The sequence below is a fragment of the Pseudobutyrivibrio ruminis DSM 9787 genome (assembly GCF_900218035.1).
In the GTDB taxonomy this organism is placed as follows: Bacteria; Bacillota; Clostridia; order Lachnospirales; family Lachnospiraceae; genus Pseudobutyrivibrio; species Pseudobutyrivibrio ruminis.
Map to the genome: position 1 here is coordinate 41,008 of NZ_OBMR01000003.1, position 18,060 is coordinate 59,067.

General features: G+C 38.8%; 14 protein-coding genes. All 14 read left to right on the top strand.

Going from position 1 to position 18,060, the window contains the following annotated elements; all coding sequences use genetic code 11:
* The first annotated feature begins 71 nt into the window (after positions 1-71).
* The 14 genes from CRN97_RS02150 (at position 72) to CRN97_RS02215 (ending at position 18,028) form a co-directional block, all read left to right on the top strand.
* Positions 72-3,695, top strand: a complete 3,624-nt coding sequence (locus CRN97_RS02150) for a DUF7604 domain-containing protein (RefSeq protein WP_097075695.1) — start codon at positions 72-74, stop codon at positions 3,693-3,695.
* Positions 3,696-3,732: 37 nt separating this feature from the next.
* Positions 3,733-4,770 (top strand): DUF5979 domain-containing protein, encoded by a 1,038-nt coding sequence (locus CRN97_RS02155; RefSeq protein ID WP_097075696.1) that lies wholly within the window; start codon positions 3,733-3,735, stop codon positions 4,768-4,770.
* Between the two features lie 23 nt (positions 4,771-4,793).
* Entirely contained in the window at positions 4,794-5,312 is a 519-nt protein-coding gene (locus CRN97_RS02160; RefSeq protein ID WP_097075697.1) for a hypothetical protein, read from the top strand.
* Between the two features lie 11 nt (positions 5,313-5,323).
* The gene (locus tag CRN97_RS02165; RefSeq protein ID WP_097075698.1) at positions 5,324-6,067 is read left to right on the top strand and encodes a hypothetical protein; all 744 of its coding nucleotides are present in this window, start codon (positions 5,324-5,326) and stop codon (positions 6,065-6,067) included.
* Positions 6,068-6,081: 14 nt separating this feature from the next.
* On the top strand, positions 6,082-6,924 hold the full coding sequence (locus CRN97_RS02170; protein ID WP_090481551.1) for a hypothetical protein: 843 nt from the start codon (positions 6,082-6,084) through the stop codon (positions 6,922-6,924).
* Between the two features lies 1 nt (position 6,925).
* Positions 6,926-7,963 (top strand): MucBP domain-containing protein, encoded by a 1,038-nt coding sequence (locus CRN97_RS02175; protein WP_097075699.1) that lies wholly within the window; start codon positions 6,926-6,928, stop codon positions 7,961-7,963.
* Between the two features lie 101 nt (positions 7,964-8,064).
* A complete protein-coding gene (locus CRN97_RS02180) occupies positions 8,065-8,934 on the top strand; it encodes a mechanosensitive ion channel family protein (protein WP_179670648.1) in 870 nt (289 codons plus the stop codon).
* A 12-nt stretch (positions 8,935-8,946) separates the two neighbouring features.
* Positions 8,947-11,856 (top strand): insulinase family protein, encoded by a 2,910-nt coding sequence (locus CRN97_RS02185; RefSeq protein ID WP_330400058.1) that lies wholly within the window; start codon positions 8,947-8,949, stop codon positions 11,854-11,856.
* A gap of 16 nt (positions 11,857-11,872) precedes the next feature.
* Positions 11,873-12,787 carry a GTPase Era gene (gene era, locus CRN97_RS02190; protein ID WP_090394557.1) on the top strand — a complete coding sequence of 305 codons (915 nt, stop codon included), beginning with the start codon at positions 11,873-11,875 and terminating at the stop codon, positions 12,785-12,787.
* On the top strand, positions 12,788-13,513 hold the full coding sequence (recO, locus tag CRN97_RS02195) for a DNA repair protein RecO (RefSeq protein ID WP_074788857.1): 726 nt from the start codon (positions 12,788-12,790) through the stop codon (positions 13,511-13,513). It begins immediately after the preceding gene.
* Positions 13,510-14,289 carry a hypothetical protein gene (locus CRN97_RS02200; RefSeq protein ID WP_090481562.1) on the top strand — a complete coding sequence of 260 codons (780 nt, stop codon included), beginning with the start codon at positions 13,510-13,512 and terminating at the stop codon, positions 14,287-14,289. The genes recO and CRN97_RS02200 overlap by 4 nt, the downstream gene beginning before the upstream one ends.
* Before the next feature lie 20 nt (positions 14,290-14,309).
* Entirely contained in the window at positions 14,310-15,707 is a 1,398-nt protein-coding gene (locus CRN97_RS02205; RefSeq protein WP_090481566.1) for a glycine--tRNA ligase, read from the top strand.
* 17 nt (positions 15,708-15,724) lie between these two features.
* Entirely contained in the window at positions 15,725-16,363 is a 639-nt protein-coding gene (locus CRN97_RS02210; protein ID WP_097075702.1) for a coiled-coil domain-containing protein, read from the top strand.
* 21 nt (positions 16,364-16,384) lie between these two features.
* Complete coding sequence (locus CRN97_RS02215; RefSeq protein ID WP_074788860.1) at positions 16,385-18,028, top strand: putative manganese-dependent inorganic diphosphatase; 1,644 nt, start codon at positions 16,385-16,387, stop codon at positions 18,026-18,028.
* Positions 18,029-18,060 lie beyond the last annotated feature (32 nt).

Consider the following 18,060-nt stretch of genomic DNA (forward strand, 5'->3'; position numbering starts at 1 on the left):
AAAAAGTTATGCAATGTAACGTTTTGTAGGAGACATTGTTGATTGGCAAATATTAAGTGAGGAAGAAGCATATGAAAAGAAATCTACCTATTTTACTTAATAAGATCATTTCATTAGGTCTTATAGTACCACTGTATTTGGCAATGTCAATAAGTGCATTTGCTGATATAACAGATGCGCCTTCAGAGGATACTCCTACAGAGGAAGTTGCTTCTGTTCCAGAGAGCAGCCCTGCTCCTGAGGCAAATGCACCGGCAGAGCCAAGTACACCTCCAACTGAGGACCCAGTTCCAGAGGTTCCACCAGCTACAGATGGTGGAACACCTGATAATCCAGGTGAAGCTGATCCAACTGGTGACCAAACTCCTAATAACGATCTATTAGGAGATGGTTTAAATCAGGATGGTGATGGCCTAGAAGATGGCAATCTGGATGATGGGAACCTAGATGACGGGTTGGATGATGAATCTGACGACGAGCTAGACGAAGAATTGGATGAGGAGTTAAAAGAGGAAGAAGAAGAGGAAGAAGAAGAAGAAGAGGAGGAGGAAGAGGAAGAGGAAGAGGTCAAACTTGTTTATGAGGATGAAAATGTAAAGGTAACAGTTTCAGGTGCAATTCCTGAAAATGCAGATTTCAATGTTAAGCCTATTACAGAAGAAAATGAAGAAACTAGAGACCTTTATAATCACACAGCTGACAAGATGGAAGAGCTGTTAGCTGATTCAGAAAATGAAGTGTATGGATTCTTAGCATATGACATTTGTTTTACAGATGTGGAGACAGGTGAAGAAGTTGAACCATCGGATAATGTAACTATATCAATGGAGTACAAGGGGAGAGTTCTTCCAGTATCCAGGGAGGATGTTAATAATGCAAAAGAACTCAAGGTTGATGTAGTACATATTAATGATAAGACAGACGAGGTTGAGAATCTTACAGAGGCAGGTAGTGCAACAGTAGCAACTGCTTCAGATACTTCGGTAAAGAGTGCAAGCTTCACAAATGACAGTTTTTCCGTATATACATTACTTTGGAATGGTAACACAAATAGACAAATCGAAGTAACTTTTAACAATGTATTTGTGGAAATGTTGGATGGTGAAGAAGTTCCAGAATACGAAGAAATACACGAATCAATTAATATGGACGTAAGTACTCCTGAAATTATGATTTCGGATAAGGTTGATGATATTCCTGGATACAAGTTTAGGAGAGCTGACTATAAGGTAAATGGCATAGGAAAAGACGTTGATGGACTTAAGTTTATAAAGAAAGATAACTCATATTACTTACAACTTCTAAATAAAGGTGCAGAGGTTGCAAAAGTTGCTCTAAGTAGTTCAGCAAAAGAAACTGTAAATATTTACTACGAAAAGAACATAAACCTTACAGTACAGAAAATTGCAACAGGTGCTGCTAAAGAAGATACTACTACAACTTATGAATTTGTAATTAAGAATTCAGAAGGTGTTCCAGTAGGTGCAACAAAATATTACGTAGGTGAAGAATTAAGAACTACAGATGCTGCATCAGGAATGTTTACATTACTTTCTGGACAAAAGGCTGAATTCTTAGACCTTCAAGTAGGAACTTACTATATCACAGAAACAGGTACATCCTATGATAGTACTTATAAACTAAAGGATTTCACAACAAAGATTTTAGAGGTAAAGAAGAATCAGGCAGATACATTATTAGTTCAATATGAAGCTGCATCAGGGGATACAAGAGTAGTTGAAACATCTGTTGATGATGAGTCTACAAAAAATATTAAGTTTAAGAACTGTTACACAACAGTTAGTGAACCAATAGAAACTGTATCTGCAACAGTTGCAAAGTATATAAGATATCATGCAGAAGACGACAATTATGATCTTACAATCAAGTTTAAAGGACCAGAACAGAAAATAGTTACTACTATTGATACTTCAGAAGAACTTGAACAGGAAGAAAATATCAAAGTAGACATTGTCCTTGTAGTTGATAAATCAAATTCAATGGGGTATGCAACAACAGATCCTAATTATCCTACTCGTATAAAGTGCGTAGTAGCAGCAGTTGATTCTATGGTAAAGACCATAAAGGATAAAGATGATGTTGATGCAAAATGGAAGGTTATAGATTTTGGTCAATATGCAAAATTGATGACATCTAATTGGATTGATACAGGCAGTGTTGTAGTAACAGAAAATCTTGGACCAGCAGAAAGCATAGGTGGCGGAACTAATTATTGTGCTGGATTAAAGATGGCTAATGATCAAATGCCAGGAGCAAGATCGGACGCAAAGAAAATAGTGATTTTCCTAACTGATGGATGTCCTACATACGGTATAAAAGATGGAAAGCAAATAGGTAAAGGTACAACTTTAACAACAGATATAGAAGGTGCCACATATAATTATGCGAGTCAACTTGAATGTGACTATTTCTACGCAATAGGAATGGGACTTGGCTACAACGCATATAGTGATACATCAGGTGGTATAGATGCATTTACACTTTTGCAGAATATGAGCGCCAAAGTAAAAGCTAAGGAAGCAGCACAAGCTTACAATATTTCACCTGAAAAGGTTGGTGCTATCTTTGATAGTTTGGCTGGAACAATCAGCGGTATTGCAGCTGGTGGATTAGAAACCAGTACAGAGATGCTCTACTCATCAAATGTAGTTATGACAGATACACTTAGCGAATATGTAGACATCGTTCCAGATAGTACATTCAAGATTAACGTAACCTTAGACTTACAGGATGTTCAGGATGAGAGTGTAGCGAGTGTGCCAGGTGTTATCAAAAACGGAATTCAGGATTCACCTGCCACATACACATTACCTGATGGAACAGTTCTAACAGCAAATTACATCGTTAAAAATAATGCTGATGGAACAGTTGTAAGAACAATTAGCATGGTATTCCCACAGGGTTATCTGTTAGATGATGGATATGAGTATCAGGTTAAGTTCTACGTACAGCCAAGTGATTTGGCATACGATTACTACTACGACAACATTGAGAATGAAAATCCATATCCACACAGAGGAGATGATAAAACAGATCATGGAAACAACGATCCTATTACATCATCATTATTACCTGGCTTCTATTCAAATGGTTTAGCTAATACAACATATGTAATAAACAACCAGCAAGGCACGCTTGATTTCCCTAAGCCTGTAGTTCAGGTACATTTCACAAATGTTTGGGAAATCTACAAGGTAAATCAGAACGATGATTACTTAGATGGAGCAGAATTCGTACTCGAAGAACAGGCAGAAGAAGGAACAGTGGCTGCATCTTATACAGGAATTAGCCAGAAGGTTGATCAAATCGATGGTTTGGTTGTATGGAATGACACAGTAGCAACTGGAAAGATATACAAGTTGAAGGAGATGCAGGCTCCTACAGGATATGTTACTAGCGATGACAAATGGATAATCACAATCTCTGATGAGAATGTTCCTACAGTAAGAATTGTAACATCTGATGGCAATCCAGAAGGAACAGAGTATCTGGTTGAACCGGTAAGAGAAGGAAAGGTTATTACCTACAGATTCCAGTTCACAAACAAAAAAGCATCAGCTTTACCTTACACAGGTGGAAGCGGAGTATACAAAACTACAGTAACCGGAATTGCAATGATGATTTTATCAGCATTCATGTTCTACTTGAACAGAAGAAAAAAGGCAGGTTTTTAACATGGTAAAGTCATAGTGACTTGGAAGGGAGTCGCCAATGAAGAAGGCAGTATTTAAATCAAAAGGATTAATAGGAATAATTCTTGGGGCGTTATTAATCATAGGCTGTCTACAGATAACTGGGTTAAAAGCTGCTGGAAGGATTAATCCTAATACTCCGATTACTATTACAGCTAAAATAGCTGAAAATGATCAATCGATATTTGCACAGGAATTTGACGGTAAGCTTCAAATCAGACTATATAAGATAGCTGATATTGGAGAGACAGGCAAAGCCACTGTAGAAGCTGGGTTTGAAGATATAGATTTAAGAATTTTAGATCAAAACCCATCGCCAGACGACATCATAGATAATATAGTGGCTGTTGCCGAACCTATTGCAAAAGACATGGAAGACTACACCACTATTGAGATAAATAGAGGTGCTGGTGAATCTGAAAAAACAGTTACCATGCCAGACGGAGCTGGAATCTATTTATACGTACCACAGCCTGCAGCAGATAGAAGGTATACATACACATTTACAAGCTATATCCTCTATGCACCAACCAGTACATACATTATGACAGGACAGGGAAGTGACCAGTGGCAGTACGATGTAGAATTTACAATCAAATCAGAGGCTGAGCAAGCATATGGTGATCTTGCTATAACAAAGACTCTGGATACATTCAATAAGTCACTGGGAAAAGCATCATTTGTTTATAAAGTTACAGCAACGCTGGATAACGAGGTAGTTTTAAACAATGTGTATTCAATCGATTTTGACAAAGCTGGAAGCAAGACAAGAACAATAAAGGACATACCAGCATCAGCAGTTGTCACAGTAGAAGAGATATACACAGGTGCTAGCTATGAAGCAGTAGGGAATGAGATAGTTTCAGGATTAGTGATAAAACCGGGAGATACAGTAACAGCTAATTTTGAAAATGACTACAACGGAAATCTAATCTCCGGTGGAATTAGCGCAGAAAATCAGTTCACCGTAGATGAGAATGGCAACATTATATGGACTGACAAGGATGGCAATCCAAAGGAACAGTTACATATGGAACCAGCTGAAACTTTTAGGTAGATGTGAGATGGAGGTAGCTAATTATGAAAGTAAATCGATTAATATTAGTGGCTGCAGCCATTGCCTTAATTGGTGGTCTTGCAGTGAAACCGGCCATAGCATATTTTACAGACACCGCTACTGTTAGCAAAACAATTCCAATTACCCTTGGGGATGTAGAGCTTCCAGAGATGGATGATGATGTGAATCACATGATTAAAACAATAGCGATTTCAAATACAGGTGATTACGACATATTTGTTAGAGCTAAGGCTTTATATCCAGACACCTGTATGATTACAAAGCAAACATCTACTAATTGGTCGGATTTAGATGGTGGGTATTATTACTACAGCGAAATCCTTAAACCTGGTGAAAAGACGGAAGATCTTAACCTGAAAATTGATTTTGACGGTAGTACAAGCGATTTCAATGTAATCATCATTCAGGAAGCAACAAAAGTTCTTTACGACGAGGAAGGAAATGCATACGCTGATTGGACAAATGCAATTTCTAACGAAGATCAAGTGCAACCTGTTGAAGTGATTGAGCAGATGCGATAGGAGGGATGAGTATGAAAAAATTATATAAGAACCCTCTGATAATATTAGCACTTGGCTTGATAATCATTATTTCAGCATCTGCTGGGGCAGCAAGAGCAGCAATTGTTTATCAGTCAGCAGCTGAGAGAGTAAACTTCTCAACAGCAACAATTTCAGTTGAGGTTCAGGAGAAAACAGACGAAGGATACGTTGCAGTAGAAAATGAATTGAATTTCAGTGAAGTGGCAAAAGATGAGAAATTCAAAGTAGGAAAAATATACAACGAGAGTGTAAGAATTGTTAATAACTCTAATCAGGAAACTGGCTACAGTGAATATGTAAGAGTTGTAGTTAGAAAGAATTGGTACAAGGATGGTAAAAGCACAAATCTTGCTCCTGATTTGATTGAGTTAGGAATCGCTGATGGATGGTATTTAAATCCTGATGAAACTACAACAGAGCAGGCAGTTTATTACATGACAACACCTCTTGGTTGTGGAAATGCAGCAGAGTTTTTAGTATCAGTACAGGTAAAGAGTAAGCTTACATCCTTCGTAGAAACAAAGCCATATGTAGAGAATGGCGTAGAAATTGAAGGAACCATAGTAAACGAATATCTTTACGATGGACAAGCCTTCCAAATCGAAATTCAGGCAGACGCAGTTCAGACTCACAACAGTGAAGATGCAATATATGCAGCCTGGGGAATCAAGGCAACATGTGATGGACAAGACGACGGAAACATACTAACAATTGGTGGTAAGCCTGTTAATTAAGAAAGGAGCAAGAGATGAAAAAGAAAATTTTTAATACAGTCCTTGCTCTAGTAGTTACAGTGGCAGGGCTAATGACAACAAGTTTTGAATCTAATGCAGCTACACAAACAACAGGATGGAATGTTGAATATGATGGACAGGGATTTAGCTCAGACTACAATGTGGATAAATCCACCATTACCAGTGTAATGCCTGGGGATACAGTAGTATTTCAGGTTAATTACAAAAACAACTCTAGCGCAACTACAGATTTTTACTTAAGTACAGATGTAATTGCATCGCTGGAAGAAAAAAATGCAGATGGAAGCTCAGCAAATATCAGTGGCGGTGCCTATTCTTACAAGATTAGTTACAACTTAAATGGCAACACAAACGTCCTATATGATAGTGAAACCGTAGGTGGCGACAACACTACAGTAGTTGGCTTGAAACAGGTTCAGGGCGGATTGAAAAATGGCGAAAACGCATTTATGAGCGTAGGTTCATTAGCAAGTCAGGCCAGTGGAACAGTTGTTATAGAAATCAAGCTTGATGGAAATTCGCAGGACAATGATTACATGCAAAAGCTTGCACAGCTGGATGTAAGGTTTGGAGCTGAGAAGCAAACATCACCGGAGAATGTAGTAGTAAACACATCTGAAACAAAGCGAGTAGTGTACACCATACCAGGAGGAAGCCAGGTAGTAGTATTAGAGGAGCCAGCAGTTCCACTTGCTAATACTAATACACTTGGAAGCCCTCAAACAGGAGATTCCATTATTCCTATTATTGTATGTAGCATGATGTTACTTATAGGATTATTACTTGTAATTAGTTACTTTTGGATCTCAAAAAATAATAGAGAGAAGGTAGCGTGATATGAAGAAATTAAAAAGATTATTCGGATTTAGTTTAATAATGACCATGTTATGTTCTCTTATTTCGCCTATTTGGGTGAGAGCTGAAGAGTACACATATCAAATAAGTATAATACGTGGTGGTACAGAGGAAATAGGAGCAGGTTTTGTTTCAGATATGTCAGATTCGTTGACAATTGTAAGTGCAAGTGATGAGGTTTCTGTTTCGTCAAATAAGGATTCGGTTATAATCAAGGGTCTTAAATACAATGACCAGATTTCCTTCAACCCTAAATCAGCAGTGGAAATACCTGATGATTCAAACGATAAGTACTATGTAAAGGGAATGAGAATCAGTGGATCAAACGATGTTGTTTCTGAATCTACTTTCTCAGTTACAAAAGACAATTCCTATGTTGTAGCTTATGGAGTAGGAGCGGTAGTTCCATATACAGTTAAGTATTTGGACGGCGCAGGAAATGCACTTGCTCAGCAGAATACCTTTTACGGAGCCATTGGTGATGAAGTATATGTTCCATATAAATATATAGATGGATATATTCCAAACGCTTTAAATCTTCATACTACAAGTCTAAAGGAAAATGACGAATTTGTATTTACATATACTAAGGCATCATCTGGTGGCCAGACAATCTATAATACAACCACTTCCACATCATATGGTGTGGTAGAAGGTGAAGGCCAAATGAGCTATCAGTTTGTTCCAGCGGCAGTAAGAGGAGTGGCAGGCAATGGCACAGCAGGCGGCACAGCAAATGGAAATGGCCAAGGACAGGCAGGCGGTGCGGCAGGCGGAAACCAGAATAATGAAGCAGCCAATGGAAATAATGAAGTTGCTATCGAAGATACTCAAACACCTACAGCAGCAGATGTGATTGATATTGCTGATGAAGATGTTGCTAAAGCTGGTGAAACAGAAAAAATGTTTGATGTTCTAGAGAGAACAGCGATGGTTATTGCAATATTTGGATTGTTGTTAATACTTTTAACAATTGGAGTAGCAATAAAAGAAAAGCATGATATTACTAAATATAACTAGTTAATAGTTATATTACTTTGAGGCGGCAGGAGTTCCTGCCGCTTTTTTCATGTCAGTAAATATGATACAATATAACAGATTGTAAATACATGGAGGGTGTTATGGACACAGTAGAGACAGTTACAGCGGATGAACTAGTGGAAGACATACAGTCTGGTGTGCTTCAGCAGCAGCTTGAAGCCATGATACCAAAGTTTTGGAGCTTCTTTTGGAGTGCAGTTCTTGCACTTATAGTTTTTTTCATTGGAACCCGTATTATTAAAGGTATAATCAAGCTTTTTCATAAAGCTATGAACCTTAAGGAAGTTGATCCAGGTGTGGAGACCTTCCTTGAATCTGTTCTTAAATGGATTCTATACATAATTCTACTGACAATTATTCTCGGCTTATTTGGTGTTACAACTACATCAATATCTGCAGCTGTAGCAGGCCTTGGGGTTACAATAGGTCTTGCTTTACAGGGAGCTTTGTCAAATTTTGCAGGTGGCATACTTATCCTTGTTATGCATCCATTTAGAGTTGGGGATTACATTATTGAGCATGCTTCAGGGCAGGAAGGTACAGTTGATAAAATCAACATCATCTACACTACTCTAAAGATGCTAGATGGCCGTTTGGTTCAGATTCCAAATGGAACACTTTCAGCTACATCACTTACAAACTGCACAGCTCAAAGCTATCGTTTGTTTAACGAAACAGTGGGCATCAGCTATGGCTCAGATATCGCAAAGGCAAAAGAAATACTTCAGGATATTGCTGAAAAGGCTGAGCATAGGCTTGAGATTTCTCCTATTCAGGTTTTTGTAGCAGAGCTTGGAGAAAGTGCTGTACAGATTGGTTTGAGATTCCCAGTGGATATAGACAATTACTGGCTTACAAAATGGAGCACATTAGAAGAAATTAAAAATAGATTTGATAAATCGGGAATCGAAATTTGCTACAATCAGCTAGATGTACATATCACACAATAGAAAGGCATTAATTTGAACAAGGCATACGAATTACTTAAAGAAGAAAAGCTAGAGGGATTAGATTCATTAGGCTTCATATTTGAACATAAGAAAACAAAAGCTAGAATTTGTTTTATTTCAAACGATGATACAAACAAAGTTTTTTACATAGGTTTTAGAACACCACCAAAGGATTCTACAGGTGTAGCTCACATCGTTGAACACACAGTCCTTTGTGGCTCAGATAAATATCCTGTAAAGGACCCATTTGTTGAGCTTGTAAAGGGAAGCCTTAATACTTTCCTTAATGCAATGACATATCCAGATAAGACAGTTTATCCTATAGCCAGCACAAATAACGCTGACTACATGAATCTTATTGATGTATATATGGATGCGGTTTTCCACCCAAATATCTACAAATACCGTGAGATATTTGAACAGGAGGGCTGGCATTATGAAATGGAAAATGAGGACAGCGACTTAACAATCAACGGCGTTGTATACAACGAGATGAAGGGCGCATATTCATCACCTGATGATGTGCTTTCACGTCAGATTCTTAATTCTCTTTTCCCAGATACAACTTACGCTATTGAATCAGGCGGTGACCCAAAGGTTATTCCTAGTCTTACATACGAGGATTTTCTTGCCTTCCACAGCAAGTATTATCATCCAAGCAATTCATACATCTATGTTTATGGTGATGTGGATATCGATGATTTACTTGAGTATTTAGATACCAAATATCTTCGCCACTACGATTATCTAGAGGTAGATTCAGAGATTAACATGCAGCCTGCCTTTGATAAGCCTGTAGAGGTTACAGTAGATTATCCAATCGGGGCAGACCAGGAGACAAAGAACAATGCTTATCTTTCATATAATGTCTGCATAGGAGATGTTCTTGATCCAAACATGTATAGAGCTTTCGATATATTAAATTATGCTCTTGTTTCTGCACCGGGTGCTCCTTTATATAAAGCACTTATTGATGCGAATATTGCAGAGGATGTTGAGTGTTCGTTTGAATCGTCTCAGCGTCAGATGTATTTTTCAGTAGTAGCACGTGGGGCAAACGAAGAGGACAGAGATCGCTTTGTAGATATTATCGAGACTACACTTCAAAAGGAAATCAAAAAGGGTATTGATAAAAAGACTCTTTTTGCTGCAATAAATGGCGAACAGTTTAGAGCTAGAGAGCTTGACTTTGGTAGTGCACCAAAGGGACTTATCATTGGACTTCAGCTTCTTGATAGCTGGTTATACGATAAGAATCAGCCATTCCTTCATCTACATGCTGTTGAAGTATTAGATAAAATTAAAACCAGAGTTAATAACGGACTTTTTGATTATATTGCCGATGTTTATTTGCTTTCAAACAATCATAAATCTGTCGTTACTCTTAGACCGAAGCAGGGACTTACAGCAGCAGATGACAATGAATTAAAGGAAAAGCTTGCTACTAAAAAGGCTAGTCTTTCAAAGGAAGAAATTAAGCAGATTGTTGAACATACGGCTCATCTAAAGGAATACCAGGAGACTCCTAGTTCAAAGGAGGATTTGGCAAAGATACCTATGCTTTCCAGATTCGACCTGACAAGAGAAGCACGTCCTATTGATTTGGCGGTATATGATGAGGATGGAACAACAATTCTTCATCACAAGGTTAGTACAAATGGAATCCATTATTTCAATATGGTTTTTGATATTAGCGATATTACATTATCAGATATTCCATATGTATCATTGTTGGAACGATTCATCGGATTAATGGATACAAAGCATTATACATATGCCGATTACACTAATGAAATGTATCTTCATACAGGTGGCATCACCACCACTACAGCAGTTCATGAAGTGTTTGGCGAGCATGATAAATATCGCATCACCTTTGAGGTTCGCTCAAAATTCATTTATGAAGAAGCGGATGTGGCCAAAGATCTTGCAATGGAAATGATATGCAATACCTTATTCTCGGATGAAAAGAGATTAAAGGAGCTTATCGTAGCAGAGAAATCCCACATGGAATCAATCCTCAATTCAAGAGGTAACCAGGTGGCTGCTACTAGAGCGAGATGTGGTTTCTCAAAGAAGGCCAATATTTCAGATTTGGCAAATGGAGTTCGATTCTACAGATTCCTGGTAGACCTTGAAGAGAACTTCGACAATAGAAAAGATGAAATTATATCTAAACTTAACAAAATGTGTAAAACAATATTTGCAAAGGATAGATTGATAATATCTTCTACTGGTAAGACAGAGGTACTGAATCAGGCAAGAAGGCTTGTCAACGATATAAGACCATTGCTTTCTCAGGAAAAGCTTTCCTTCGAGGGAGATAATGAGTTTGAGGTTCATCCAGTAAAGGAGGCCCTTAAGGATGCTTCTCAGATTCAGTATGTAGCGATGGCTGGCGATTTTGTTAAATCAGGATATAAATACAACGGAAGCTATAAGCTTCTCAATACAATCCTTGGTTATGACTATTTCTGGATTAAGGTTCGTGTTCAGGGTGGTGCATATGGTTGCAATATGAATTCAAGTCGCCAGGGAGATATGGTGTTTGTTTCATATCGTGATCCAAACCTAGCTGAGACTCTCAAAGTGTTTGAAGAGACTGGAGACTACCTTAGAAACTTTGATGCTGACGATAGAGATATGACAAAGTACATTATAGGTACTATAAGTGGCATGGATACACCACTTACACCTTCACAGCGTGGCCTTCGTGGATTGAATTGCTATATTTCAGGCGTTAGCTACGAGGATTTGCAACGCACCAGAGATGAAGTTTTAGATGCAACAGTAGAGGACATCAGAGCCTTGGCTGAGCCAGTGGATGCTGCTATGTCACAACGCTACATCTGTGTTGTAGGCAATGAATCAGTGGTGGAAGCGAATTCAGAGTTATTTACGGTAGTAGAGAATTTATATTAGTTAAGAGGAATTTAGAATGAGTGATAATTTTAAATCGGGTTTCGTTACTATAGTGGGGCGCCCAAATGTTGGTAAGAGCACTTTGATGAACCATATAATTGGGCAGAAGATTGCTATTACAAGTAACAAGCCACAGACAACAAGAAACAGAATCCAAACTGTTTATACAGATGAGGAAGTTGGTCAAATCGTGTTCTTGGATACACCAGGTATGCACGAAGCTAAGAATAAGCTTGGCGAATATATGATGTCTGCAGCAAAAAGCACAATCAACGATGTTGATTTGATTCTCTGGCTTGTAGAGCCTGATACAAAGGTTGGCGCCGGAGATAAGAAAATTGCTGAGCTTTTATCCACAGTAGATGCTCCAGTAATGTTAGTTATCAACAAGATTGACATGGCTGATGGTGTAAAAGTAGGAGAGACAATTTCAGCATTCAAGGATTTATGTGATTTTGTTGAGGTTGTTCCAGTTTCTGCTTTACATGGAGAAGGCTGCGAAGATCTTCTTTCTACTATATTTAAATATTTACCAGAAGGACCTGCCTTCTATGACCCTGAGACTGTTACTAATCAGACTCTCAGAGAAATTACAGCAGAGATTATCCGTGAAAAATCTCTTCATGCTTTAAATGATGAGGTTCCACACGGAATAGGAATTCTTATTGATTCCATGAAGGAGCGCCCTGGTAAGCGTCCAATGTGGGATATCGAAGCGACAATTGTCTGCGAGAAAAACTCACACAAGGGAATCATTATTGGTAAGGGCGGTGCCATGATCAAAAAAATCGGTACAAATGCTCGTTACGAAATCGAAAAGCTTCTTGAAGCAAAGGTAAACCTTAAGCTCTTTGTTAAGGTTAAAAAGGATTGGAGAGAAAGCGAGTACGATTTAAAGACTTTCGGTTACAAGAAAGAGGATTTAGGATAAATGGGACTGGTTACCCTGACAGGATTAGTGCTTTCCAGCTCTGATGTTGGTGAATTTGATAAGCGCCTTGTTATCCTTACAAAGGAGGCAGGACGAATTACAGCTTTTGCCAAAGGAGCAAGAAGGCCAAACAATCCACTTGTTGCTGCATGTTCACCATTTTGTTTTGGAGTTTTCGATGCTTTCGAAGGCCGAAATTCCTACCATATCAGCAAAGCCAATATCTCCAATTACTTCAGGGATTTGGTTTTGGATTATGATAAGGTGTGCCTGGGCTCGTATTTTTTGGAGGTAGCTGATTTTCTCTCAGTGGAGGGAATGGATGAAAGAAACAGACTGGCTCTTTTGTATCAGAGCTTGAAAGCCTTAGAATCGGGCAAATTTAGCCATCGCCTTCTGAAAAACATCTACGATTTAAAAACCTGGGTAATAGATGGTGAATATCCTAATGTATTTAATTGTACATGTTGTGGAAAAAAGGAAAATTTAACGGCCTTTTCGTTGAAAAGACATGGAATGCTCTGCAAAGAGTGTGCAAATTTAGAAGCAGGTTCAAATATTTCCAGCTCAACACTGTATACAATGCAATTTATAGTTTCCTCAACCATTGAAAAGTTGTATACTTTTGTGTTGAATGAGGAAACTGAAGAAGAATTAACTAGAATTTTAGACGGCTATAGATTAAACTATAGGTCGCATAAATATAAGAGCGAGGAATTTCTATGACTAATAACAGACCCCGCCAGGGTTCTGGCATGCGGAGTCGTAATAGTGCAAAAAGTCCTACAAGACAGGGAGTTGCTGCTAGGGAGCTTCAGGAAGCTCGTAGGAAAAGAAGACAGCGCGAGGTAATGCGCAATCGCATTATTCTAGGTGTTGTTTGCATTTGTATTTTTGCACTTCTCATTACACTTATTGTAAAATTATTAGGTGGGCTGATTGGTTCAGGTAACACAGCCGACACTTCTACCATTACTTTCCAGAAAAATGGACAGGTCGTTTTTGAAGAAGTGATTGATTTTGATTCAGATACATATTCAAAATCGGAGCTTAAAAGCTACACAAATGATTTAATAAGTAGCTTCAACGAAACCTATGGCGAGGAAGCAATCAAGCTTAATAAGCTTTCTGTTAAAGGGGACGAAGCCTACATTAAAACTACATATAAGGATGCTGATTGCTACACAGCTTTCACTTCTTATGAAACTTTTGATGCTTCTTACGAAGATGCAGTTTCTGCTGGCTACGATTTTGGTGAGCTTTTTTCAACTGTAGCTGATAATGTAGTAGGGGAAGCACAGGTGGTGGACACTGACAGCTTATTCGCTGGCATGCAGGTGGCCATTATCAAAGAAAACGTTACTGTTGTTGTGCCTGGCACAATTACATATATATCAAATGCCAATGTTGATTTGGTAGAAGCGGACACAGTTACAATTTCCCAAGCTGATGGGAATGAGGATGCTTCAGATTTAGTATATGTTATATATACTTTGGAATAATATTAGAAGGGAACATAATCATGGAAAAAACAATGGACAAAATTATTGCTCTTGCTAAAGCAAGAGGCTTTGTATATGCAGGTTCCGAGATTTACGGTGGTCTTGCTAATACATGGGATTACGGTAATCTTGGCGTTGAGCTTAAGAATAACGTAAAAAAAGCTTGGTGGCAGAAATTCGTTCAGGAAAATCCATACAACGTAGGTGTTGATTGTGCGATTCTTATGAATCCACAGACATGGATTGCTTCTGGTCACCTTGGTTCATTCTCAGATCCACTTATGGATTGTAAGGAATGTCACGAAAGATTTAGAGCTGATAAAATCATTGAGGATTTTGCTGCTGAAAAGGGTATCGAGCTTAAGTCATCAGTTGATGGTTGGAGCAAGGAAGAGATGAAGGAATTCATCGATAGCAACAACGTTCCATGTCCTACATGTGGCAAGCACAACTTCACAGATATTCGTGAGTTCAATCTTATGTTCAAGACATTCCAGGGTGTTACTGAGGATGCTAAGAACACAGTTTACCTTCGTCCTGAGACAGCACAGGGTATTTTCGTAAACTTCAAGAATGTTCAGCGTACATCTCGTAAGAAGGTTCCATTTGGTATTGGCCAGATTGGTAAGTCATTCCGTAACGAGATTACACCTGGTAACTTCACATTCCGTACTCGTGAGTTCGAGCAGATGGAGCTTGAGTTCTTCTGCAAGCCTGGTACACAGGATGAGTGGTTCCAGTACTGGAGAAGCTTCTGCCGTGATTGGCTTACAAGCCTCGGCATGAAGGAAGACGAAATGAGACTTCGTGACCACGATCCAGAGGAGCTTTCATTCTACTCAACAGGTACAACAGATATCGAGTACTTATTCCCATTTGGTTGGGGTGAGCTTTGGGGTATCGCTAGCCGTACAGACTACGACCTTACACAGCATCAGAACGTATCTGGTCAGGACCTTACATACTTCGATGATGAGACAAATGAAAAGTACTTACCATACGTAATCGAGCCATCTCTTGGTGCTGATCGTGTTGTTCTTGCATTCCTTTGCGCAGCATACGATGAGGAAGAGGTTGGTAAGGATGGAAAGAGTGATGTTCGTACAGTTCTTCACTTCCACCCAGCTCTTGCACCAGTAAAGATTGGTGTGCTTCCACTTTCAAAGAAGCTCAACGAAGGCGCTGAAAAAGTATTTGCAGAGCTTTCAAAGAAATATAACTGCGAATTTGACGACAGAGGAACAATCGGTAAGAGATATCGTCGTATGGACGAAATCGGAACACCATTCTGTATCACATATGACTTTGATTCAGAAGAAGACCATATGGTTACAATTCGTCATCGTGATTCTATGGAGCAGGAAAGAATTGCGATTGCAGATTTGGATGCTTATTTTGCAGACAAATTTACATTTTAACATAGGAGGAGAGTGCTATGGAAAACATTAATGTAGAGGGAGCAGCTGAAAAGCCTGTTGCACAGCCAGTTGTTGATAACGGAGAAGACTTACTTTTAGCACAGATTGACGCATTCCGTGAGAAGGCAACACAGCTACAGCAACTCATTGCTCAGAAAGAGCGCAAGGCTGCAGAATTAGAAGCTTTAGTTAGAGAGAAAGAAGCAATTAATGTTAAGCTACAGGAAGAGCTTTCAAGAAAGCAGCAGGAGGCAGATAGCCTTGTTGCTGATGTAGAAACTCAGGTAGACCGTATGATGCAGGTTGTTAAAAACAACATGGATCAATTAGAGATTGACATTAAGGGCCAGGTGAGTGATAATCAAGAGTCCTACGAGACCCACAATAGAAATCTTCAGGATACACTTAAAAATGTATCAGATGGTTTGGATAATATTCAAAACGAGCTTTCCGAGAAAACGCACTCAGAATCAGTTCATTTATATCGTTTGATTCAGGATTTATTAAAGGAACATGACAATAGCGAGGAGCAGGCTATTAAAGCCATCGAGCATTACAGCTCATTAAAGAAGCTTTCAGTCGTAGTTATTGTTCTACTTGTATTAACAATGGGGGTATCTATTGCATCACTTATTCTCTCGATAGGATTATTTTAAGATAGAATAGATGGAGGGATTATGCCGAATTCAGTTTTTATTATCGGACACAAGAACCCTGATACCGACAGTATTTGTGCCGCTATAGGATATGCATACCTTAAAAATGCACTTGGCACAGGAGTAAATTATATACCAAAGAAAGCGGGCGAGCTCAATAAAGAGACTCGTTACGTTTTAGACCGTTTTGGCGTTCAGGAGCCAGAAACAATATCAGACGTTGGAGCACAGCTCATGGATATTGAGTATAGACAGCTCGAGGGCGTTGATGGTCATATTTCTCTTAAGAAAGCATGGGAAATCATGCTAGAGAGAGACGTTGTTACACTTCCAGTTATTGCAAAGACAGGCAAGCTTGAAGGTGTAATCGTAAACGGAGATATTGCGTACTCATACATGGATGTATACGACAACAGCATCCTTTCAAGAGCACGTACACAGTTCTCAAATATCATTAGTACACTTAGTGGACGTCTTGTTACAGGAAATCCACACGCATATTTTGTAAAAGGTTCTGTAGTTATTGCATCAAACAACAGAGAGGATCTTAAAGAAGATATCAACAGAGACGACCTTGTTATTGTTGGTAATATCACAGCTCGTCAGCTTATCTGTATCGAAGCAGGATGTAGCTGCTTAGTAGTTTGTGGCGCTTCATCAGTAGACCCTGAGGTTGAAAAGGCAGCTATAGATCATCAGGTAGTGCTTATCACTACGGAGTACGACACATTTACAGTTGCTCGTCTTATTCATCAGTCAATGCCTATCCGTCAGTTCATGCAGAAGGAAGACATTATCAGCTTTGAGTTAGACGATTATGTAGATGATGTTAGAGAAGTTATGAAAACAGTTCGTCATCGAGATTTCCCAATTCTCGATGAAAACAGACATTATATTGGAATGGTTTCACGTCGTCTTCTTTTAAATATGCAAAAGAAGAAGGTTATTTTAGTAGACCACAATGAAAAGTCTCAGGCAGTAGATGGTATTGATCAGGCAGAAGTTCTTGAAATCATCGACCACCACAGACTTGGTTCACTTGAAACTGTTTCACCAATTCTTTTCAGAAATCAGCCACTTGGTTCTACAGCCACAATTGTATCGCTGATGTTCAAGGAAAGAGGAGTACAAATTCCAAAGGAAATTGCTGGTGTACTTTGCTCAGCAATCCTTTCAGATACTTTGATGTTTAGGTCACCAACATGTACACCAATAGACGAAGAAAGAGCAAGAGAGCTTGCTAAGATTGCCGGTGTTGATGTTACAGAGCTTGCAACTTCTATGTTTGAAGCAGGCAGCGATTTCAAGGACCGTACAGCTGAGCAGATCTTCCATCAGGATTACAAGATCTTCACTAGCGGAGACACAAAGTTTGGAGTTGCCCAGGTAAGTTCAGTATCAAAGGGGCAGCTTAATTCTATTAAGGGTGAAATCAGAAAATACATGGATTCTGTACTTAATTCATCAGATTTGAATGCAGTATTCGTTATGCTTACTGATATCCTTAATGAATCAACAGAGCTTCTATTCGTTGGCGGGGAGGCTGACAAAATAATTGCCGATGCATTTAGAATGCCTGTTGCTGCAGATAGCTACATTTTAGATGGTGTAGTTTCAAGAAAGAAACAGCTTATACCACCTATCATGGAATCTCTACAGGAATAAGCAAAATATAAATTAAAGGGCAGAATTTTGTT

Excerpts from the sequence above, each read along its gene's own strand:
- CRN97_RS02210 (WP_097075702.1), top strand. The coding sequence starts at position 15,725 with ATGGAAAACATTAATGTAGAGGGAGCAGCTGAAAAGCCTGTTGCACAG.
- CRN97_RS02170 (WP_090481551.1), top strand. The coding sequence starts at position 6,082 with ATGAAAAAGAAAATTTTTAATACAGTCCTTGCTCTAGTAGTTACAGTG.
- CRN97_RS02180 (WP_179670648.1), top strand. The coding sequence starts at position 8,065 with ATGGACACAGTAGAGACAGTTACAGCGGATGAACTAGTGGAAGACATA.
- recO (WP_074788857.1), top strand. The coding sequence starts at position 12,788 with ATGGGACTGGTTACCCTGACAGGATTAGTGCTTTCCAGCTCTGATGTT.
- CRN97_RS02205 (WP_090481566.1), top strand. The coding sequence starts at position 14,310 with ATGGAAAAAACAATGGACAAAATTATTGCTCTTGCTAAAGCAAGAGGC.
- CRN97_RS02200 (WP_090481562.1), top strand. The coding sequence starts at position 13,510 with ATGACTAATAACAGACCCCGCCAGGGTTCTGGCATGCGGAGTCGTAAT.
- CRN97_RS02175 (WP_097075699.1), top strand. The coding sequence starts at position 6,926 with ATGAAGAAATTAAAAAGATTATTCGGATTTAGTTTAATAATGACCATG.
- CRN97_RS02150 (WP_097075695.1), top strand. The coding sequence starts at position 72 with ATGAAAAGAAATCTACCTATTTTACTTAATAAGATCATTTCATTAGGT.
- CRN97_RS02155 (WP_097075696.1), top strand. The coding sequence starts at position 3,733 with ATGAAGAAGGCAGTATTTAAATCAAAAGGATTAATAGGAATAATTCTT.
- CRN97_RS02215 (WP_074788860.1), top strand. The coding sequence starts at position 16,385 with ATGCCGAATTCAGTTTTTATTATCGGACACAAGAACCCTGATACCGAC.
- CRN97_RS02165 (WP_097075698.1), top strand. The coding sequence starts at position 5,324 with ATGAAAAAATTATATAAGAACCCTCTGATAATATTAGCACTTGGCTTG.
- CRN97_RS02160 (WP_097075697.1), top strand. The coding sequence starts at position 4,794 with ATGAAAGTAAATCGATTAATATTAGTGGCTGCAGCCATTGCCTTAATT.
- era (WP_090394557.1), top strand. The coding sequence starts at position 11,873 with ATGAGTGATAATTTTAAATCGGGTTTCGTTACTATAGTGGGGCGCCCA.